This is a genomic window from Chimaeribacter coloradensis, from assembly GCF_002858715.1.
Taxonomy (GTDB): domain Bacteria; phylum Pseudomonadota; class Gammaproteobacteria; order Enterobacterales; family Enterobacteriaceae; genus Chimaeribacter; species Chimaeribacter coloradensis.
Map to the genome: position 1 here is coordinate 1 of NZ_PJZH01000036.1, position 19,081 is coordinate 19,081.

Genomic DNA, 19,081 nt, shown 5'->3' on the forward strand with positions numbered 1-19,081 from the left:
CGGTCTGCGTTTCGCAATCCGTGAAGGCGGCCGTACTGTTGGTGCGGGCGTTGTTGCTAAAGTTATCGCTTAATCGCTGATAACATTTGACGCAACACGTACTGAAAGGGCATCATTCGATGCCCTTTTCTACGCTGTGACGTTAGAACCTATCTCATCAGCGATTTTATGTCATAATCATTGGTGAGATGGGCTCTGAGCTATAGCGTAAATACCGAGTTTGCGCTCATACAGGGCATCGATCGGTTTGGTTTGCCTCGCGATGCGAGGCAAAGTTGTTTGTTCTAAATCATTGTGACAGGTTGGTTTATGAGTGCGAATACCGAAGCTCAAGGAAGCGGGCGCGGCCTGGAAGCTGTCAAATGGCTGGTTGTCGCTGCGCTATTGGTTGTAGCTATTGTCGGTAATTATCTGTACCGCGAATACAACCTCCCGCTGCGCGCATTGGCAGTTGTGATCATTATCGCTATTGCCGGTGCGGTAGCGTTGATGACGACGAAAGGCAAAGCCACGGTAGCCTTTGCCCGTGAAGCACGCACTGAAGTGCGTAAGGTAATTTGGCCAACCCGCCAGGAAACACTGCACACCACCTTAATCGTTGCCGCGGTCACTGCCGTGATGTCACTGATTTTGTGGGGACTGGATGGTATTCTGGTCCGCCTGGTATCGTTTATTACTGGCCTGAGGTTCTAAGATGTCTGAAGCTCCAAAAAAACGTTGGTACGTCGTTCAGGCGTTCTCCGGCTTTGAAGGCCGCGTAGCACAATCGCTGCGTGAGCATATCAAATTACATGACATGGAAGAGCTGTTTGGCGAAGTCATGGTTCCGACAGAAGAAGTCGTTGAGATCCGTGGTGGTCAGCGCCGTAAAAGCGAGCGCAAATTCTTCCCTGGTTATGTTCTGGTCCAGATGGTCATGAACGATGCAAGCTGGCACTTAGTGCGCAGCGTACCGCGTGTGATGGGCTTCATCGGCGGTACTTCCGATCGTCCTGCACCAATCAGTGATAAAGAAGTAGACGCCATCATGAACCGCCTGCAACAGGTTGGTGACAAACCGCGTCCGAAAACCCTGTTCGAACCTGGTGAAATGGTCCGTGTTAACGATGGTCCGTTTGCTGACTTCAATGGCGTAGTGGAAGAAGTCGATTATGAAAAGAGCCGCCTGAAAGTGTCGGTTTCTATTTTTGGTCGTGCAACACCCGTCGAGCTGGATTTCAGCCAGGTCGAAAAAGGCTGATCACTTTTTGCTCTGATATTGCCATTTGCTAGTTGTAAGAGGCGCGAAATTGAACTACAATTTCGCGCCTTTTGTTTTTAGACGTTGCCACATTGGCAGCGGCTTAATGTAAAAAGAACGGGGAGCCTGTCATCAGGCGATATAACCCAAATCGAGGATATTTAGATGGCCAAGAAAGTACAAGCCTACGTTAAGCTGCAAGTTGCAGCTGGTATGGCTAACCCGAGCCCACCGGTTGGTCCGGCTCTGGGTCAGCAGGGTGTTAACATCATGGAATTCTGTAAGGCGTTCAATGCTAAGACTGACAGCATTGAAAAAGGTCTGCCGATTCCGGTTGTTATCACTGTTTACTCTGATCGCTCTTTCACTTTCGTTACCAAAACTCCGCCGGCAGCTGTGCTGCTGAAAAAAGCGGCTGGTATCAAGTCTGGTTCCGGTAAGCCGAACAAAGACAAAGTGGGTACAGTGACCCGTGCTCAGGTACGTGAAATCGCAGAAACCAAAGCTGCGGACATGACTGGTTCTGACGTTGAAGCGATGACTCGCTCCATCGAAGGTACTGCTCGTTCCATGGGCCTGGTAGTAGAGGATTAAGAGATGGCAAAGCTGACCAAGCGCATGCGCGTGATCCGTGACAAAGTTGATTCAACTAAACAGTATGACATCAACGAAGCCGTTGCCCTGCTGAAAGAGCTGGCTACTGCTAAATTCGTAGAAAGCGTTGACGTTGCTGTTAACCTCGGCATCGACGCTCGTAAATCTGACCAAAACGTTCGTGGCGCTACCGTTCTGCCGCACGGCACCGGTCGTTCTGTTCGCGTTGCCGTATTTACCCAGGGCGCAAACGCTGAAGCTGCTAAAGCTGCAGGCGCTGAGCTGGTAGGTATGGAAGATCTGGCTGACCAGATCAAAAAAGGCGAAATGAACTTCGACGTTGTTATTGCTTCCCCGGATGCAATGCGCGTTGTAGGTCAACTGGGTCAGGTTCTGGGCCCGCGCGGCCTGATGCCAAACCCGAAAGTCGGTACTGTAACTCCTAACGTTGCTGAAGCAGTGAAAAACGCTAAAGCAGGTCAGGTTCGTTACCGTAACGACAAAAACGGCATCATCCACACCACCATCGGTAAAGTTGACTTTGACGCTGACAAACTGAAAGAAAACCTGGAAGCCCTGCTGGTTGCGCTGAAAAAAGCAAAACCTTCTCAGGCGAAAGGCGTTTTCATCAAGAAAGTCAGCCTGTCCACTACCATGGGTGCAGGTGTTGCAGTTGACCAAAGCGGCCTGAACGCAGCAGCGAACTAATCGCTTTCTGCTTTTATCGCTTTACGCGGGCGGCCGATTTGTCTAGAATCTAACGCCCGTTGTTTTGCTAATTGCAAAACTCAGAATTTTTCGGTTGGAGCCTGGCCTATCCAGGCCTCCGTCCAAGACCGCAGGTGTGCTGAAAGGCACTTAATTTTCCTGCGTAGACGGTGACAGAGCCTGAAGAAAATTTTTTAATTGTCTTTGCTGGATTCTGCTCACCGTGTTTGAACGTCCGTTACCGATTCTCGGTGACAGGCGAAGTGAGTTCCGGGGGATTATCCCCGGCCCAATCCAGGAGCAAAAGCTAATGGCATTAAATCTTCAAGACAAACAAGCGATTGTTGCTGAAGTCAACGAAGTAGCCAAAGGCGCGCTGTCTGCGGTTGTCGCGGATTCCCGTGGCGTTACCGTTGACAAGATGACTGAACTGCGTAAAGCAGGTCGTGAAGCTGGCGTTTACATGCGTGTTGTTCGTAACACCCTGATGCGCCGCGTCGTTGAAGGTACTCCGTTCGAGTGCCTGAAAGACACGTTTGTCGGTCCAACCTTGATTGCATTCTCTACCGAACACCCGGGCGCTGCTGCTCGTCTGTTCAAAGAGTTCGCGAAAGCGAATGCAAAATTTGAGGTTAAAGCTGCGGCCTTTGAAGGTGAGCTGATCCCTGCGGCGCAAATCGACCGCTTGGCAACGCTGCCGACTTACGAAGAAGCAATCGCACGCCTGATGGCAACCATGAAAGAAGCCTCTGCAGGCAAACTGGTTCGCACTCTGGCTGCACTGCGCGATCAGAAAGAAGCGGCTTAATCGCCCCCTTTTTTGTTGCGTTGCTAACGTATAATCTATTTCTGAATTTTAGGAACAATTGTTATGTCTATCACTAAAGAGCAAATTCTGGACGCAGTTGCAGAAATGTCCGTAATGGACGTTGTTGAACTGATCTCCATGATGGAAGAAAAATTCGGCGTTTCCGCTGCTGCTGCTGTAGCTGTAGCTGCTGGCCCGGCTGAAGCTGTTGAAGAAAAAACCGAGTTCGACGTTGTACTGTCTGCTGTTGGCGCTAACAAAGTTGCTGTTATCAAAGCAGTACGTGGCGCAACCGGCCTGGGTCTGAAAGAAGCTAAAGACCTGGTAGAATCTGCTCCGGCAGTTCTGAAAGAAGGCATCAGCAAAGACGACGCTGAAGCTCTGAAAAAATCCCTGGAAGAAGCTGGTGCTTCTGTTGAAGTTAAATAAGTTAACTTCCCAGGTTGCAGCCTGACTTAATAGGCTGATGGCTGGTGACTTTTTGGTCACCAGCCTTTTTGCGCTATAGGGTGTCAGTGATGTTTCACACTGTTTGATCACTGAACAACCCCAATATTTATTTCTATCGACGCCTTAATATACTGCTGTTCCCTGCGACAGACCGCTATCTGTCCCACAGCGCAATGAAATGATTTAAGAGTGATAGAAACGGGTATTGCGGAAAGTCTTTCGCTTTCCGATCGACATAAACGGTGTTGTATGAACTGTCCTTTAGGGCGGACAGAGTGGGTCACTGATCAGCGAGCTGAGGAACCCTATGGTTTACTCCTATACCGAGAAAAAACGCATTCGTAAGGACTTTGGTAAACGTCCACAAGTTCTGGACATTCCATATCTCCTTTCTATCCAGCTTGACTCGTTCCAGAAGTTTATCGAGCAAGATCCAGAAGGGCAGTACGGGCTTGAAGCGGCATTCCGTTCTGTTTTTCCAATCCAGAGCTACAGCGGTAATTCAGAGCTGCAATACGTTAGCTACCGTCTTGGTGAGCCGGTATTCGACGTAAAAGAGTGCCAGATCCGCGGTGTAACTTATTCTGCGCCACTGCGTGTGAAACTGCGCCTGGTTATTTATGAGCGCGAGGCACCAGAAGGCACCGTTAAAGACATCAAGGAACAAGAAGTCTACATGGGCGAAATTCCGCTCATGACCGAAAACGGTACCTTTGTTATTAACGGGACTGAGAGGGTTATCGTATCTCAGCTGCACCGTAGTCCTGGCGTCTTCTTTGACAGCGATAAGGGTAAAACCCACTCGTCGGGTAAAGTGCTGTACAACGCACGTATCATCCCTTACCGCGGGTCATGGTTGGACTTTGAGTTCGACCCGAAAGACAACCTCTTTGTACGTATTGACCGTCGTCGTAAATTGCCGGCGACCATCATCCTGCGTGCATTGAACTACACCACTGAGCAGATTCTTGACCTGTTCTTCGACAAAGTTGTCTTCGAAATCCGTGACAACAAGTTGCAGATGGACCTGGTTCCTGAGCGCCTGCGTGGTGAAACGGCTTCCTTTGATATCGAAGCGAACGGCAAGCAGTACGTCGAAAAAGGCCGCCGTATCACGGCACGCCATATCCGCCAGCTGGAAAAAGATGACGTTAAAAGCATCGAAGTTCCGGTTGAATACATCGCGGGTAAAGTGGTTGCTAAAGACTACATCGACGAAAGCACCGGTGAACTGATCTGTGCAGCGAACATGGAGCTTTCCATGGATCTGCTGGCCAAACTGAGCCAGTCTGGTCACAAGCGCATTGAAACGCTGTTCACCAACGACCTGGATCACGGTGCCTACATCTCCGAGACCCTGCGTGTTGACCCAACCAACGATCGTCTGAGTTCTCTGGTTGAGATCTACCGCATGATGCGTCCGGGTGAGCCGCCGACACGCGAAGCAGCGGAAACGCTGTTTGAGAACCTGTTCTTCTCCGAAGATCGTTACGATCTCTCCGCCGTTGGCCGGATGAAGTTCAACCGTTCTCTGCTGCGTGATGAGATCGAAGGGTCCGGTATCCTGAGCAAAGACGACATCATTCAGGTGATGAAGAAGCTCATCGATATCCGTAACGGTAAAGGCGAAGTCGATGACATCGACCACCTGGGCAACCGTCGTATCCGTTCAGTCGGTGAGATGGCGGAGAACCAATTCCGTGTTGGCCTGGTACGTGTTGAGCGTGCGGTGAAAGAGCGTCTGTCCCTGGGCGACCTGGACACCCTGATGCCACAGGACATGATCAACGCCAAACCGATTTCGGCGGCGGTGAAAGAGTTCTTCGGCTCCAGCCAGCTCTCCCAGTTTATGGATCAGAACAACCCGTTGTCTGAGATTACGCACAAACGTCGTATCTCTGCACTGGGCCCAGGCGGTCTGACCCGTGAACGTGCCGGCTTTGAAGTGCGTGACGTACACCCAACCCACTACGGTCGTGTGTGCCCAATCGAAACGCCGGAAGGCCCGAACATCGGTCTGATCAACTCCCTGTCTGTGTACGCGCAGACTAACGAGTACGGTTTCCTGGAAACCCCGTACCGTCGTGTGGTTGATGGCGTTGTCACTGACGAGATTCACTATCTGTCTGCGATTGAAGAAGGCAACTTCGTTATTGCCCAGGCGAACACCAACCTGGATGAAGAAGGCCACTTCGTAGACGATCTGGTTACCTGCCGCAGCAAAGGCGAATCAAGCCTGTTCAGCCGCGACCAGGTTGACTATATGGACGTTTCTACCCAACAGGTTGTTTCTGTTGGTGCATCCCTGATTCCATTCCTGGAACACGATGACGCCAACCGTGCATTGATGGGTGCGAACATGCAACGTCAGGCGGTTCCGACCCTGCGCGCTGATAAGCCGCTGGTAGGTACCGGTATGGAACGTGCGGTTGCGGTTGACTCCGGGGTAACCTCCGTAGCGAAACGTGGCGGTACTGTTCAGTACGTGGATGCATCCCGTATCGTTATTAAAGTTAACGAAGAAGAGATGCACGCCGGCGAAGCAGGGATCGATATTTACAACCTGACCAAGTACACCCGTTCGAACCAGAACACCTGCATCAACCAGATGCCGTGTGTCTCTCTGGGCGAGCCGATCGAGCGCGGCGACGTGCTGGCTGATGGCCCGTCTACTGACCTGGGCGAACTGGCACTGGGCCAGAACATGCGCGTCGCGTTCATGCCGTGGAACGGCTACAACTTCGAAGACTCCATTCTGGTCTCCGAGCGCGTGGTACAGGAAGATCGCTTCACCACCATCCACATCCAGGAACTGGCGTGTGTCTCCCGTGACACCAAGCTGGGGCCGGAAGAGATCACTGCTGACATCCCGAACGTGGGTGAAGCTGCGCTCTCCAAACTGGATGAGTCCGGTATCGTGTATATCGGTGCTGAAGTGACCGGTGGCGACATCCTGGTTGGTAAGGTAACGCCGAAAGGTGAAACCCAGCTGACCCCGGAAGAGAAGCTGCTGCGCGCCATCTTCGGTGAAAAAGCGTCGGACGTGAAAGACTCGTCCCTGCGCGTACCGAACGGCGTTTCTGGTACGGTTATCGATGTACAGGTCTTTACCCGCGATGGCGTGGAAAAAGACAAACGTGCATTGGAAATCGAAGAGATGCAGCTGAAGCAGGCGAAAAAAGACCTGACTGAAGAGCTGCAGATCCTGGAAGCAGGCCTGTTTGCACGTATCCACAGCGCACTGGTATCCGGTGGCGTTGAAGCTGAAAAGCTGAGCAAACTGCCGCGTGACCGTTGGCTGGAGCTGTCGCTGACTGATGAAGCGAAGCAAAACCAGCTGGAGCAATTGGCTGAGCAGTACGACGAACTGAAATCTGACTTCGAGAAGAAGCTGGAAGCCAAGCGTCGTAAGATCACCCAGGGCGACGATCTGGCACCGGGCGTGCTGAAGATCGTGAAAGTGTATCTGGCCGTTAAACGTCAGATTCAGCCGGGTGACAAGATGGCAGGCCGCCACGGGAACAAAGGTGTTATCTCCAAGATCAACCCGATCGAAGATATGCCTTACGATGAAAACGGTACGCCGGTTGACATCGTTCTGAACCCGCTGGGCGTTCCGTCCCGTATGAACATCGGTCAGATTCTGGAAACCCACTTGGGTATGGCCGCGAAAGGCATTGGTGAAAAGATCAATGCTATGCTGAAGAAACAGGAAGAAGTTTCCAAGCTGCGTGAGTTCATCCAGAAAGCGTACGATTTGGGCGACGATGTTCGTCAGAAGGTTGATCTGAACACCTTCTCTGATGACGAAGTATTGCGCCTGGCAGAGAACCTGAAAAAAGGTATGCCGATCGCGACGCCAGTATTCGATGGTGCAAAAGAGAAAGAGATCAAGGAACTGTTACAGCTGGGTGGCCTGCCGACTTCCGGTCAGATCACACTGTTCGACGGTCGTACCGGTGAGCAATTCGAGCGCCAGGTTACCGTGGGCTACATGTACATGCTGAAACTGAACCACTTGGTTGATGACAAGATGCACGCGCGTTCTACCGGTTCTTACAGCCTGGTTACTCAGCAGCCGCTGGGTGGTAAGGCGCAGTTCGGTGGTCAGCGCTTCGGTGAGATGGAAGTATGGGCACTGGAAGCATACGGTGCTGCCTACACGCTGCAAGAAATGCTTACTGTCAAATCGGATGACGTCAATGGCCGTACCAAGATGTATAAGAACATCGTGGATGGCAACCATCAGATGGAACCAGGCATGCCGGAATCCTTCAACGTACTGTTGAAAGAGATCCGCTCACTGGGTATCAACATCGAATTGGAAGGCGATTAATCCCCTCTCTCCGTTCGATAGTGCAGTTTGCACTCGTCACAGGGGTGCCTGAATTTCGGTTCAGGCACCTGACAGGTCTAACTCCGACAGGAGCCAATCCGTGAAAGACTTATTGAAGTTTCTGAAAGCGCAAACTAAAACCGAAGAGTTTGATGCGATCAAAATTGCTCTGGCATCGCCGGACATGATCCGTTCCTGGTCTTTTGGTGAAGTTAAAAAGCCGGAAACGATCAACTACCGTACGTTCAAACCTGAGCGTGACGGCCTTTTCTGTGCCCGTATCTTTGGGCCGGTTAAAGATTACGAATGCCTGTGCGGTAAGTACAAGCGTTTGAAACACCGTGGTGTTATCTGTGAGAAGTGTGGCGTTGAAGTTACCCAGACTAAAGTGCGCCGTGAGCGTATGGGTCACATCGAGCTGGCCTCACCGACTGCCCACATCTGGTTCCTGAAATCGCTGCCGTCCCGCATCGGTTTGCTGCTGGACATGCCGCTGCGTGACATCGAGCGCGTGCTCTACTTCGAATCCTACGTGGTGGTTGAAGGCGGCATGACCAACCTCGAGCGCCGTCAGATCCTGACTGAAGAGCAGTATCTGGACGCGCTGGAAGAGTTTGGTGACGAATTCGACGCGAAAATGGGTGCGGAAGCTATTCAGGCCCTGTTGAAAAACATGGATCTGGAAGCTGAGTGCGAGCAGCTGCGTGAAGAGCTGAACGAAACCAACTCCGAGACCAAGCGTAAGAAGCTGACCAAGCGTATCAAGCTGCTGGAAGCGTTCGTACAGTCCGGTAACAAGCCGGAGTGGATGATCCTGACCGTGCTGCCGGTACTGCCGCCGGATCTGCGTCCGCTGGTTCCGCTGGATGGCGGCCGTTTCGCCACGTCTGATCTGAACGACCTTTACCGTCGTGTGATCAACCGTAACAACCGTCTGAAACGCCTGCTGGATCTGGCTGCGCCTGACATCATCGTGCGCAACGAAAAGCGTATGCTGCAAGAAGCGGTAGACGCCCTGCTGGACAACGGCCGTCGCGGTCGCGCCATCACCGGCTCGAACAAGCGTCCGCTGAAGTCCCTGGCAGACATGATCAAAGGTAAGCAAGGTCGTTTCCGTCAGAACCTGCTGGGTAAACGTGTCGACTACTCTGGTCGTTCCGTTATCACCGTAGGTCCGTACCTGCGTCTGCATCAGTGCGGTCTGCCGAAGAAAATGGCACTGGAACTGTTCAAGCCGTTCATCTATGGCAAGCTGGAACTGCGTGGCCTCGCGACCACCATCAAAGCCGCCAAGAAAATGGTTGAGCGTGAAGAAGCAGTGGTCTGGGACATCCTGGATGAAGTTATCCGTGAGCACCCGGTCCTGCTGAACCGTGCACCGACCCTGCACCGTCTGGGTATCCAGGCGTTTGAACCGGTTCTGATCGAAGGTAAAGCGATCCAGCTGCACCCGCTGGTTTGTGCGGCATACAACGCCGACTTCGACGGTGACCAGATGGCTGTTCACGTACCGCTGACGCTGGAAGCCCAGCTGGAAGCGCGTGCGCTGATGATGTCCACCAACAACATTCTGTCTCCGGCGAACGGCGAGCCAATCATCGTTCCGTCTCAGGACGTTGTACTGGGCCTCTACTACATGACCCGTGACTGTGTTAACGCCAAAGGCGAAGGCATGGTACTGACAGGGCCGAAAGAAGCTGAGCGTATTTACCGCGCCGGCCTGGCATCCCTGCATGCACGCGTCAAAGTACGTATTACTGAAGATGTGAAGAACACCGAAGGCGAGTGGGTTTCTCAGACCTCTATCGTGGACACCACGATCGGTCGTGCAATCCTCTGGATGATCGTACCGAACGGCCTGCCGTTCTCTATCGTCAACCAGCCGCTGGGCAAGAAAGCGATCTCCAAAATGCTGAACACCTGTTACCGCATTTTGGGCCTGAAGCCGACCGTTATCTTTGCTGACCAGATCATGTACACCGGTTTTGCGTACGCAGCACGTTCTGGTGCGTCCGTAGGTATCGACGACATGGTGATTCCGGAGAAGAAAGCCGAGATCATCGAAGAAGCCGAAACCGAAGTGGCTGAGATCCAGGAGCAGTTCCAGTCTGGTCTGGTGACCGCGGGCGAACGCTACAACAAAGTGATCGATATCTGGGCTGCGGCCAACGAACGCGTTGCAAAAGCGATGATGGAAAACCTGTCTGTTGAAGACGTGGTTAACCGTGACGGTAACGTTGAGCAGCAGGTTTCGTTCAACAGCATCTTTATGATGGCTGACTCCGGTGCGCGTGGTTCCGCAGCACAGATTCGTCAGCTGGCAGGTATGCGTGGTCTGATGGCGAAGCCGGATGGCTCCATCATCGAAACGCCGATCACCGCGAACTTCCGTGAAGGTCTGAACGTACTCCAGTACTTCATCTCCACGCACGGTGCACGTAAAGGTCTGGCGGATACCGCACTGAAAACTGCGAACTCCGGTTACCTGACCCGTCGTCTGGTCGACGTGGCGCAGGACCTGGTAGTCACCGAAGACGATTGTGGTACCCACGAAGGTATCATGATGACCCCGGTTATCGAGGGTGGCGACGTTAAAGAGCCGCTGCGTGAGCGTGTACTGGGCCGTGTGACGGCTGAAGACGTACTGAAGCCGGGTACGGCGGACATTCTGGTTCCGCGTAACACCCTGCTGAACGAGAAGACCTGTGATCTGTTAGAAGAGAACTCCGTCGACGCCGTGAAAGTACGCTCTGTGGTAGGTTGTGAAACCGACTTTGGTGTGTGTGCAAACTGCTACGGTCGCGACCTGGCACGTGGCCACATCATCAACAAAGGTGAAGCGGTCGGTGTTATTGCAGCACAGTCCATCGGTGAGCCGGGTACCCAGCTGACGATGCGTACCTTCCACATCGGTGGTGCGGCATCCCGTGCGGCAGCAGAGTCCAGCATTCAGGTTAAGAACAAAGGTAGCCTGAAGCTGAGCAACGCGAAACACGTAACCAACTCTAACGGTAAACTGGTTATCACCTCGCGTAACACCGAGCTGAAACTGATCGACGAATTCGGTCGTACCAAAGAGAGCTATAAAGTGCCTTACGGCTCCGTCATGGCGAAAGGCGACGGTCAGGAAGTTAACGCGGGCGAAACCGTGGCTAACTGGGACCCGCACACCATGCCGGTTATCAGTGAAGTGAGTGGTTTCATCCGCTTCGCTGACATGGTCGACACCCAGACCATTACCCGTCAGACAGACGACCTCACCGGTCTCTCGTCTATCGTGGTACTGGACAGCGCAGAACGTACCGGTAGCGGTAAAGATCTGCGTCCGGCACTGAAAATCGTAACCGCCAATGGCGATGACGTTCTGATCCCAGGTACCGATATGCCTGCTCAGTACTTCCTGCCGGGTAAAGCGATTGTTCAGCTGGAAGATGGTGTGCAGATCAACGCAGGTGATACCCTGGCACGTATTCCGCAGGAATCCGGCGGTACCAAGGACATCACCGGTGGTCTGCCGCGCGTTGCTGACCTGTTCGAAGCGCGTCGTCCGAAAGAGCCGGCAATCCTGGCTGAAATCAGCGGGATTATCTCCTTCGGTAAAGAGACCAAAGGCAAGCGTCGCCTGGTGATCACGCCGCTGGACGGCAGCGATCCATACGAAGAGATGATTCCGAAATGGCGTCAGCTCAACGTGTTTGAAGGTGAACGTGTAGAGCGCGGTGACGTTGTGTCTGACGGCCCGGAATCTCCGCACGACATCCTCCGCCTGCGTGGTGTTCACGCGGTGACCCGTTACATCGTTAACGAAGTGCAGGACGTTTACCGTCTGCAAGGCGTTAAGATTAACGATAAGCACATTGAGGTTATCGTTCGTCAGATGCTGCGTAAAGGCACCATTGCCAGCGCAGGCAGCTCTGAGTTCCTGGAAGGCGAGCAGGCTGAAGTTTCTCGCGTCAAGATTGCCAACCGTCAGCTCGAAGCTGATGGCAAGATCGCAGCAACGTACCATCGTGACCTGCTGGGTATCACCAAGGCATCTCTGGCGACTGAGTCCTTCATCTCTGCGGCATCGTTCCAGGAAACGACGCGTGTTCTTACGGAAGCCGCTGTTGCCGGTAAACGTGATGAACTGCGCGGCCTGAAAGAAAACGTCATCGTGGGCCGTCTGATCCCAGCCGGTACCGGTTACGCTTACCATCAGGACCGTATGCGTCGTCGCGCACTGAATGAAGAGCCGGTGGTTCCTCAGGTGAGCGCGGAAGAAGCCACAGCCAACCTGGCTGAGCTGCTGAACGCCGGTCTGGGCGGTAACGACGAGTAATCGTTGCGCCTGTGACAGCCAAGCACGTTAAAACCGCCCCTTCGGGGGCGGTTTTTTTTTGCCTGCAGGAAGGGGGAAAGCTGCCCGGCAGAGGCTGGGGCAGGCCGCACTCGCCAGAGGGATAAAAGAAACGGCGGCCTGCCATAAGGCACAGCCGCCGTGATGAGAAGCAAAGCGTCATGGCATTAACCGCTTTGGTCTTCCGTCACCGGAAGACACCGCCACTTTACCGCCTCAGGCAACCTATACCAGTGCGCATGTTCCGCCCTGGAAGCCGCCTCGTAAACAGAGTGCGGTGTGCAGTAACGCCCGGGATTTATTGCGGCGCTCTTCCCAGATACCCATCCCAGTCTTTCCAGACCGGCTGTAAACCGGCGCGGGCAATCGCCTCTGCCACCCTGGCAGGCGTGCGGTCGTCATGCGGCGCAAACTGCTCCAGTTCAGGGTGATCATCAGCATAACCACCCGGCTGCGTTTTGGAACCGGCGCTGACATTGGTAATTGCCAGTGGGATCAAGTTATCGCGGAAATAGGGCGATTCACGGGTAGAGAGCGTCAGCTCGGCATCCGGTGCCAACAGACGGAACGCGCAGATCAACTGCACCAGCTGAGGCTCACTCATCAGGGATGCGGGTTCAATACCGCCGGTGCAGGGGCGCAGGCGCGGGAACGCGATCGAATAACGGCTCTGCCAGTAATTCTGCTGAAGGTAGAGCAGGTGCTCCGCCACCATATAGCAATCGGTCCGCCAGCTTTCGGACAGGCCGATCAACGCCCCCAGCCCGATCTTATCTATCCCGGCACGGCCCAGGCGGTCAGGCGTGTCCAGCCGCCAGAAGAAATCCTGTTTCTGGCCGCGCAGGTGATGCTGGTGGTAGGTTGCCGCATGATAGGTTTCCTGATAGACCAGTACCCCATCCAGCCCCAGCGTTTTCAGTTCGGCATATTCCGCCTGCGACAGCGGCTGCACCTCAATCATCAGCGAGCTGAACTGGCGACGGATGGCGCCAAAATGCCGGCGGAAATACTCCATGCCGACTTTGGTTTTATGCTCGCCGGTCACCAGCAGCAAGTGCTCAAACCCCAGGGCTTTAATGGCCGCGCACTCCCGCGCGATCTCCTCTGCATCCAACGTTTTGCGCTTAATCCGGTTACTCATGGAGAAACCGCAATAGGTGCATTCGTTGGCGCAAAGGTTAGAGAGATAGAGCGGCACATAAAAGCTGACGGTGTTGCCGAACCGCTGGCGTGTCATGCGTTGCGCCCGCTGGGCCAGCGGCTCAAGGTAAGCCAGCCCGGCCGGGGAGATCAGGGCCATGAAATCTTCCCGTGTGATTCTCTCCGCGGCCAGCGCCCGCTCGACGTCCTGCGCTGTTTTGCTGTGAATACGCTGAGTCAGTGCCTCCCAATCAAGGCTTCGCCAATAATCACTGAAGTTTTTCATAGCAGCCGCTCCCCCTTGCCGTGGCTGAGGAAGGCGGTCAGCGGGCTGGAGGCGGACGCCTGCGAAAGCACAGGGGCGCTGCCGCTGCGGTGGGCCAGTTGCCCGGCCTCTACCGCCAGCCGGAAGGCGGTCGCCATCGCCACCGGATCACGCGCCACGGCGATGGCGGTATTGACCAGCACCGCATCCGCGCCCATCTCCATCGCCTGGGCGGCGTGGCTCGGCACACCGATACCGGCATCCACGATCACCGGCACTTGTGCCTGTTCGATGATGATTTCGAGGAAGTCCCGGGTTTTCAGCCCCTGATTGGAGCCAATCGGTGAACCCAGCGGCATCACGGCTGCACAGCCCGCTTCCTCCAGCCGTTTGCACAATACCGGATCGGCCCCGCAGTAGGGCAACACCACAAACCCCTGTTTCACCAGCTTTTCCGCAGCTTTCAGGGTCTCTACCGCGTCTGGCAGCAGGTATTTCACGTCCGGGTGAATCTCCAGTTTCACCCAGTGGGTGCCCAGTGCCTCCCGCGCCAGTTGGGCAGCGAAGATCGCCTCTTCTGCCGTTTTCGCGCCGGAGGTATTCGGCAGCAGCCGCACGCCCAGCTCACGCAGTGGGGCCAGAATCGCATCGTTACCGCCATGCAGGTCCACGCGCTTCATCGCCATCGTCACAAGCTGAGAACCGGAGGCGGCCAGCGCCGCCTGCATAACCGCCGCACTGTCAAATTTACCGGTGCCGGTAAACAGGGAAGAGTCAAACGTCACATCTGAAATTGTCAGCATCTCAGCCTCCGGCAATCGCCTGAAACAGCAGGATGGCGTCACCATCCTGCACCTGATGGGTTTCCCACTGCGCGCGTGGGATGATGGTCTGGTTTACCGCCAGCGCGGTACCGGGCTGATCGCGATCGAGCTGGTGGAGCAGCACGCTCAGGGTCATCGCCGGGGTAAAAGGCAATGTCTCGTCGTTAACACTGATCGCCATGCCGCCCCCCGCAGATGGCGCAACCAGCGTCGGCTGTGAGTTGCAGGGTGGCCCAGCTTTGCTGCTTACCATCGAACAGGCGCAGTTTGCCTGCCAGCGCTGAAGGCATGCCCGCCAGCATTTTGATCGCTTCCAGCGCCTGTAACGTACCGATGACGCCGACCACCGGCCCGAGTACGCCGGCGGTGCGGCAGTTGCGCTGAGGAATGGCCTGGTCTGGGTAGAGGCAGGCGTAACAGCCGTGGCGGAACGGGGGCGTCAGCACCAGCAGTTGGCCGCTGAACCCCACGGCGCTGCCGCTGACCAGCGGTTTCTCCAGCTGGATGCAGGCCTGATTCACCGCGTGGCGGGTGGCCATATTGTCACTGCAATCCAGCACCAGATCGGCCTCATGCACCGCCTCCAGCAGCGCCTGATCCTGCATACGTACCGGCAGCGCCACCGGCTCGATCAACGGGTTAAGATCCTGGATCTGCCGCTTGGCCAGCTGGGCTTTGCTCTTGTGGAGATCGGTTGTGCGGTAGAGGATCTGCCGTTGCAGGTTGGTGATCTCCAGCCGATCGTCATCTGCCAGCAGGATCTTGCCGACCCCGGCCGCCGCCAGATAGAGCGCAGCCGGCGATCCCAGCCCGCCAAGGCCGACAATCAGCACCGTAGCGGCCTGGATCTTCTCCTGCCCCTCAGGGCCGACTTCCTCCAGCAGCAGCTGGCGGCTGTAACGCAGGAAGGCGTCATCACTGAGCATGGTCAGCCTCCTCACACGTCGCCATCAGTGCGGCCGTGGCGGCGCGCCAGTCCGCAGCCTGCGTAATGGCGCTGACCACCGCAATGCTGCCGACGCCGGTAGCCAGCACGGCGGGCGCCCGTTCCAGCGAGATGCCGCCGATCGCCACTGTTGGGTATTCGCCGTTCAGGTGGCGGATATGCCGGGCGAGATCCACCAGCCCCTGCGGCGCAGAAGGCATCTGTTTGGTCTGCGTCGGGAAGATGTGGCCGAGGGCGATGTAAGAGGGGCGCACCGCCACAGCCCGCGCCAGCTCGTCATCGTCATGGGTGGAGACGCCGAGCCGCAGCCCGGCGCGGTGAATGGCGGTTAAATCGGCGGTGTCGAGATCCTCCTGCCCAAGGTGTACGCCATAGGCGTGATGCTTCACAGCAAGCTGCCAGTAATCATTGATAAACAGCCGGGCCTGATAGCGATGGCCCAGGGCGATCGCGTCAATAATGGCCGGTTCTGCCTGGTCATCAGGCAGATCTTTGATGCGCAGTTGCAGGGTTCTGACCCCGGCTTCCAGCAGGCGCGCAATCCACGCCACGCTGTCGACCACCGGGTAGAGCCCCAGCCGGTGCGGCACCGGCGGGAACGGGGAGGGCGGGTTACTCATCGTTGGCCTCCGCTTGCAACGCATCGGCCTGATGGTAAAGCTCGCTGCCGCGGGCGCGGAATGCCGAGGACATCTGTGCCATACCGGCTTCCCGTGCATCGGCCGGATGGGCGGCGGCGTAGTCGCGTACTTCCTGCGAGATTTTCATGGAGCAGAACTTTGGCCCGCACATGGAGCAGAAGTGGGCGACTTTGCCGGATTCCTGCGGCAGGGTTTCATCGTGGTAGGCACGGGCGGTTTCCGGGTCGAGCGCCAGATTAAACTGATCTTCCCAGCGGAATTCAAAGCGCGCCTTGGACATGGCATTGTCGCGGATTTGCGCGCCGGGGTGGCCTTTGGCGAGGTCGGCGGCGTGGGCCGCAATTTTGTAGGTGATCAGCCCCTGCTTCACATCCTCTTTATTCGGCAGGCCAAGGTGCTCTTTTGGCGTGACGTAACAGAGCATGGCACAGCCGAACCAGCCGATCATGGCCGCGCCGATGCCGGAAGTGAAGTGGTCATAACCGGGGGCGATGTCGGTGGTCAGCGGGCCGAGGGTGTAGAATGGCGCTTCGTGGCAGTGCTCCAGCTCTTCGGTCATATTGCGGCGGATCATATGCATCGGCACATGGCCGGGGCCTTCGATCATTACCTGCACATCATACTCCCAGGCGATTTTAGTCAGCTCGCCCAATGTGTGCAGTTCAGCGAACTGCGCCTCATCGTTGGCATCCTGAATGGAGCCGGGGCGCAGGCCGTCACCCAAAGACAGGGCGACGTCATAGGCGGCGCAGATTTCACAAATCTCGCGGAAGTGCTGGTAGAGGAAATTCTCCTGATGATGCGACAAACACCACTTCGCCATGATCGACCCGCCGCGGGAGACAATGCCGGTCAGGCGTTTTGCCGTCATCGGCACATAGCGCAGCAGCACCCCGGCATGGATGGTGAAGTAGTCTACCCCCTGTTCCGCCTGCTCCAGCAGCGTGTCGCGGAACATCGCCCAGGTGAGGTTTTCGGCGATGCCGTTGACCTTCTCCAGCGCCTGATAGATCGGCACCGTGCCGATCGGAACCGGGCTGTTGCGCAGGATCCATTCCCGCGTCTCATGAATGTAGCGGCCGGTGGAGAGATCCATCACTGTATCAGCCCCCCAGCGGGTGGCCCACACCAGCTTTTCCACTTCCTCTTCGATAGAGGAGGTCACGGCAGAGTTGCCGATGTTGGCGTTGACCTTCACCAGGAAGTTACGGCCGATGATCATCGGCTCAGATTCCGGGTGGTTGATGTTAGCCGGGATAATTGCCCGGCCGGCGGCCACCTCCTGGCGGACAAATTCCGGGGTGATGTCGGGCGGCAGCAGGGCACCAAAACTCTGGCCGGGGTGCTGGTGGCGCAACACGTCACTGCGGACGCGCTCACGCCCCATGTTCTCCCGCAGGGCGATGAACTCCATCTCCGGGGTGATGATGCCCTGGCGGGCGTAATGCAGCTGCGTGACCCGGCGGCCCGCTTTGGCGCGTTTCGGCTGCGGCAGGTGCTCAAAGCGCAGGTGATCCAGCCCCTCATCCGCCAGCCGCTGCTGGGTAAAGCCGGAGCTGACGTGGGGCAGCGCCTCGGTGTCCCCGCGCTCTTCAATCCAGCCGGCGCGGTGTTTGGGCAGCCCGGCGTGCACATCCAGCATCGCGGCGGCATCCCCATACGGCCCGGCGGTGTCATAAACCGGGACAGCCTCATTCGGCTCAACACGCGCCTCGTCGTAACGGCCGCCGATCTGCGTCGGGCTGAGCTGGATCTCGCGCATCGGCACCCGGATGTCGGGGCGCGAGCCTTCCAGATAGATCCGCTGTGAATTGGGGAACGTGACGCCCTGCAGGGTGTCGATGAAATCCTGTGCGTCAGCACGCTGCTGCTGGCGGCGGGAAACAGGGATGTGGCGATTAGACATAGCAAATTCCTTCCAGTTGAATATGGGAACGTTGCTTGTCTGGAGCGATTTCGGCGGGAGTAACAGAATAGGGCCGGGCGCGGCGCGGCCAAAAGGCGCGCAGGCCAGGACACTGGATTACTCTTGTTCCCTTCGCGGGTACTAACCCGATCAGGTTCCGCGGATCCCGAATTAACGGTCTCAGCCTGGCATCAGGGTGATGCGCTAGGCACTCCGACAAGAAGCCTCAATACACTGAGGCGGTTAAAAAACGGCCACCCCCGACAGGGATGACCGGTACTGCTTACGCCGGGCGGGCCAGCGTGGAATCATTGGCGACCGGCTGCTGGAGCGGCAGGGAGGCCGCATCAAACGCCAGCGCAATCAGCTGATCTTCCAGCTGGAAACGGGCATCCAGCGCCACACCAACATCAGACAGCGCCTGATGGAACTCAAAGATGTGGTCATCCCCGATCGCCGTTTCGGTATAGCGGTCGTGGAATGTCATCACGGTCTCGGTGTTTTGTTGCAGCGCCGGGTAAATCTGCGAGGTAACCAGCATACGCGGGCTTTCTGACCCTTCAATATCCTGAATGATCTTATCGTACAGCTGGAAATGGCCGGCAGAGAGGTAATCAACCAGTTGGTGGCAGAAGTTTTTCAGGGCTTCCTCATCCAGCGGCGCATGTTTTTCTTTGTTGGGTTTTAACCCCACCAGGGTGCAATAGGCGACTAATAGCTCTTTACGTGCATGCAGCCATTGATCAATTAACTCATTGCTGCCGCCGACGCGCTGAGTCAGTTTTTCCAGACGGTTTAGCATGGTGAACTCCATGAGCAGGAAAGCGTGTTTAATCGTTACTAATATGTAAAAGTCTCAATTCCAGAGTGTCAGTGTCGTCGAG

The 19,081-nt window shown here is 55.9% G+C and carries 16 protein-coding genes and 1 riboswitch; of the genes, 9 read left to right on the plus strand and 7 right to left on the minus strand.

The genetic code is table 11. The annotated features are described in order from the left end of the window. The 9 genes from CYR32_RS19510 to rpoC all read left to right on the plus strand — a co-directional run. Positions 1 to 73, plus strand: a 73-nt coding sequence (locus tag CYR32_RS19510) for an EF-Tu C-terminal domain-related protein (RefSeq protein ID WP_131818057.1), incomplete at its 5' end; no start/stop codon positions are given. Positions 74 to 309: 236 nt separating this feature from the next. Then, entirely contained in the window at positions 310 to 693 is a 384-nt protein-coding gene (secE, locus tag CYR32_RS19515) for a preprotein translocase subunit SecE (protein WP_072933570.1), read from the plus strand. 1 nt (position 694) lies between these two features. Next, positions 695 to 1,240, plus strand: a complete 546-nt coding sequence (gene nusG / locus CYR32_RS19520; RefSeq protein WP_101818435.1) for a transcription termination/antitermination protein NusG — start codon at positions 695 to 697, stop codon at positions 1,238 to 1,240. Between the two features lie 165 nt (positions 1,241 to 1,405). Continuing rightward, complete coding sequence (gene rplK, locus CYR32_RS19525) at positions 1,406 to 1,834, plus strand: 50S ribosomal protein L11 (protein WP_072933574.1); 429 nt, start codon at positions 1,406 to 1,408, stop codon at positions 1,832 to 1,834. A 3-nt stretch (positions 1,835 to 1,837) separates the two neighbouring features. Next, complete coding sequence (gene rplA, locus CYR32_RS19530; RefSeq protein WP_101826787.1) at positions 1,838 to 2,542, plus strand: 50S ribosomal protein L1; 705 nt, start codon at positions 1,838 to 1,840, stop codon at positions 2,540 to 2,542. 310 nt (positions 2,543 to 2,852) lie between these two features. Then, positions 2,853 to 3,350, plus strand: a complete 498-nt coding sequence (gene rplJ / locus CYR32_RS19540) for a 50S ribosomal protein L10 (protein WP_101826788.1) — start codon at positions 2,853 to 2,855, stop codon at positions 3,348 to 3,350. Between the two features lie 63 nt (positions 3,351 to 3,413). Then, positions 3,414 to 3,779 carry a 50S ribosomal protein L7/L12 gene (gene rplL, locus CYR32_RS19545; protein ID WP_072933580.1) on the plus strand — a complete coding sequence of 122 codons (366 nt, stop codon included), beginning with the start codon at positions 3,414 to 3,416 and terminating at the stop codon, positions 3,777 to 3,779. 328 nt (positions 3,780 to 4,107) lie between these two features. After that, complete coding sequence (rpoB, locus tag CYR32_RS19550) at positions 4,108 to 8,136, plus strand: DNA-directed RNA polymerase subunit beta (RefSeq protein ID WP_101826789.1); 4,029 nt, start codon at positions 4,108 to 4,110, stop codon at positions 8,134 to 8,136. A 100-nt stretch (positions 8,137 to 8,236) separates the two neighbouring features. Beyond that, the gene (gene rpoC / locus CYR32_RS19555) at positions 8,237 to 12,457 is read left to right on the plus strand and encodes a DNA-directed RNA polymerase subunit beta' (RefSeq protein ID WP_101826790.1); all 4,221 of its coding nucleotides are present in this window, start codon (positions 8,237 to 8,239) and stop codon (positions 12,455 to 12,457) included. Positions 12,458 to 12,773: 316 nt separating this feature from the next. Here rpoC and thiH read toward each other — a convergent pair whose 3' ends face one another. From thiH to rsd, 7 genes are all read right to left on the minus strand, one after another. Next, positions 12,774 to 13,901: a 2-iminoacetate synthase ThiH gene (thiH, locus tag CYR32_RS19560; protein ID WP_101826791.1), complete on the minus strand. Its 1,128-nt coding sequence runs from the start codon at positions 13,899 to 13,901 to the stop codon at positions 12,774 to 12,776. Further along, on the minus strand, positions 13,898 to 14,683 hold the full coding sequence (locus CYR32_RS19565; protein WP_101826792.1) for a thiazole synthase: 786 nt from the start codon (positions 14,681 to 14,683) through the stop codon (positions 13,898 to 13,900). The genes thiH and CYR32_RS19565 overlap by 4 nt, the downstream gene beginning before the upstream one ends. Position 14,684: 1 nt before the next feature. After that, positions 14,685 to 14,885, minus strand: coding sequence for a sulfur carrier protein ThiS (gene thiS, locus CYR32_RS19570; protein ID WP_101826793.1), 201 nt, complete (start codon positions 14,883 to 14,885; stop codon positions 14,685 to 14,687). Further along, the gene (locus CYR32_RS19575) at positions 14,869 to 15,630 is read right to left on the minus strand and encodes a HesA/MoeB/ThiF family protein (RefSeq protein ID WP_101826794.1); all 762 of its coding nucleotides are present in this window, start codon (positions 15,628 to 15,630) and stop codon (positions 14,869 to 14,871) included. The genes thiS and CYR32_RS19575 overlap by 17 nt, the downstream gene beginning before the upstream one ends. After that, a complete protein-coding gene (gene thiE, locus CYR32_RS19580; RefSeq protein ID WP_101826795.1) occupies positions 15,620 to 16,270 on the minus strand; it encodes a thiamine phosphate synthase in 651 nt (216 codons plus the stop codon). Before thiE ends, CYR32_RS19575 begins: the two co-directional genes overlap by 11 nt. After that, the gene (thiC, locus tag CYR32_RS19585; protein ID WP_101826796.1) at positions 16,263 to 18,197 is read right to left on the minus strand and encodes a phosphomethylpyrimidine synthase ThiC; all 1,935 of its coding nucleotides are present in this window, start codon (positions 18,195 to 18,197) and stop codon (positions 16,263 to 16,265) included. Before thiC ends, thiE begins: the two co-directional genes overlap by 8 nt. Before the next feature lie 110 nt (positions 18,198 to 18,307). Next, positions 18,308 to 18,423: riboswitch (TPP riboswitch) on the minus strand. 57 nt (positions 18,424 to 18,480) lie between these two features. Further along, positions 18,481 to 18,999 (minus strand): sigma D regulator, encoded by a 519-nt coding sequence (gene rsd, locus CYR32_RS19590; protein WP_101826797.1) that lies wholly within the window; start codon positions 18,997 to 18,999, stop codon positions 18,481 to 18,483. Positions 19,000 to 19,081 lie beyond the last annotated feature (82 nt).

Bases quoted from the DNA above. Each gene is read 5' to 3' on its own strand.
- rsd (WP_101826797.1), bottom strand. From the start codon at position 18,999: ATGCTAAACCGTCTGGAAAAACTGACTCAGCGCGTCGGCGGCAGCAAT.
- thiH (WP_101826791.1), bottom strand. From the start codon at position 13,901: ATGAAAAACTTCAGTGATTATTGGCGAAGCCTTGATTGGGAGGCACTG.
- rplK (WP_072933574.1), top strand. From the start codon at position 1,406: ATGGCCAAGAAAGTACAAGCCTACGTTAAGCTGCAAGTTGCAGCTGGT.
- thiE (WP_101826795.1), bottom strand. From the start codon at position 16,270: ATGAGTAACCCGCCCTCCCCGTTCCCGCCGGTGCCGCACCGGCTGGGG.
- secE (WP_072933570.1), top strand. From the start codon at position 310: ATGAGTGCGAATACCGAAGCTCAAGGAAGCGGGCGCGGCCTGGAAGCT.
- rplJ (WP_101826788.1), top strand. From the start codon at position 2,853: ATGGCATTAAATCTTCAAGACAAACAAGCGATTGTTGCTGAAGTCAAC.
- rplL (WP_072933580.1), top strand. From the start codon at position 3,414: ATGTCTATCACTAAAGAGCAAATTCTGGACGCAGTTGCAGAAATGTCC.
- CYR32_RS19565 (WP_101826792.1), bottom strand. From the start codon at position 14,683: ATGCTGACAATTTCAGATGTGACGTTTGACTCTTCCCTGTTTACCGGC.
- rplA (WP_101826787.1), top strand. From the start codon at position 1,838: ATGGCAAAGCTGACCAAGCGCATGCGCGTGATCCGTGACAAAGTTGAT.
- thiC (WP_101826796.1), bottom strand. From the start codon at position 18,197: ATGTCTAATCGCCACATCCCTGTTTCCCGCCGCCAGCAGCAGCGTGCT.
- nusG (WP_101818435.1), top strand. From the start codon at position 695: ATGTCTGAAGCTCCAAAAAAACGTTGGTACGTCGTTCAGGCGTTCTCC.
- rpoB (WP_101826789.1), top strand. From the start codon at position 4,108: ATGGTTTACTCCTATACCGAGAAAAAACGCATTCGTAAGGACTTTGGT.
- CYR32_RS19575 (WP_101826794.1), bottom strand. From the start codon at position 15,630: ATGCTCAGTGATGACGCCTTCCTGCGTTACAGCCGCCAGCTGCTGCTG.
- thiS (WP_101826793.1), bottom strand. From the start codon at position 14,885: ATGGCGATCAGTGTTAACGACGAGACATTGCCTTTTACCCCGGCGATG.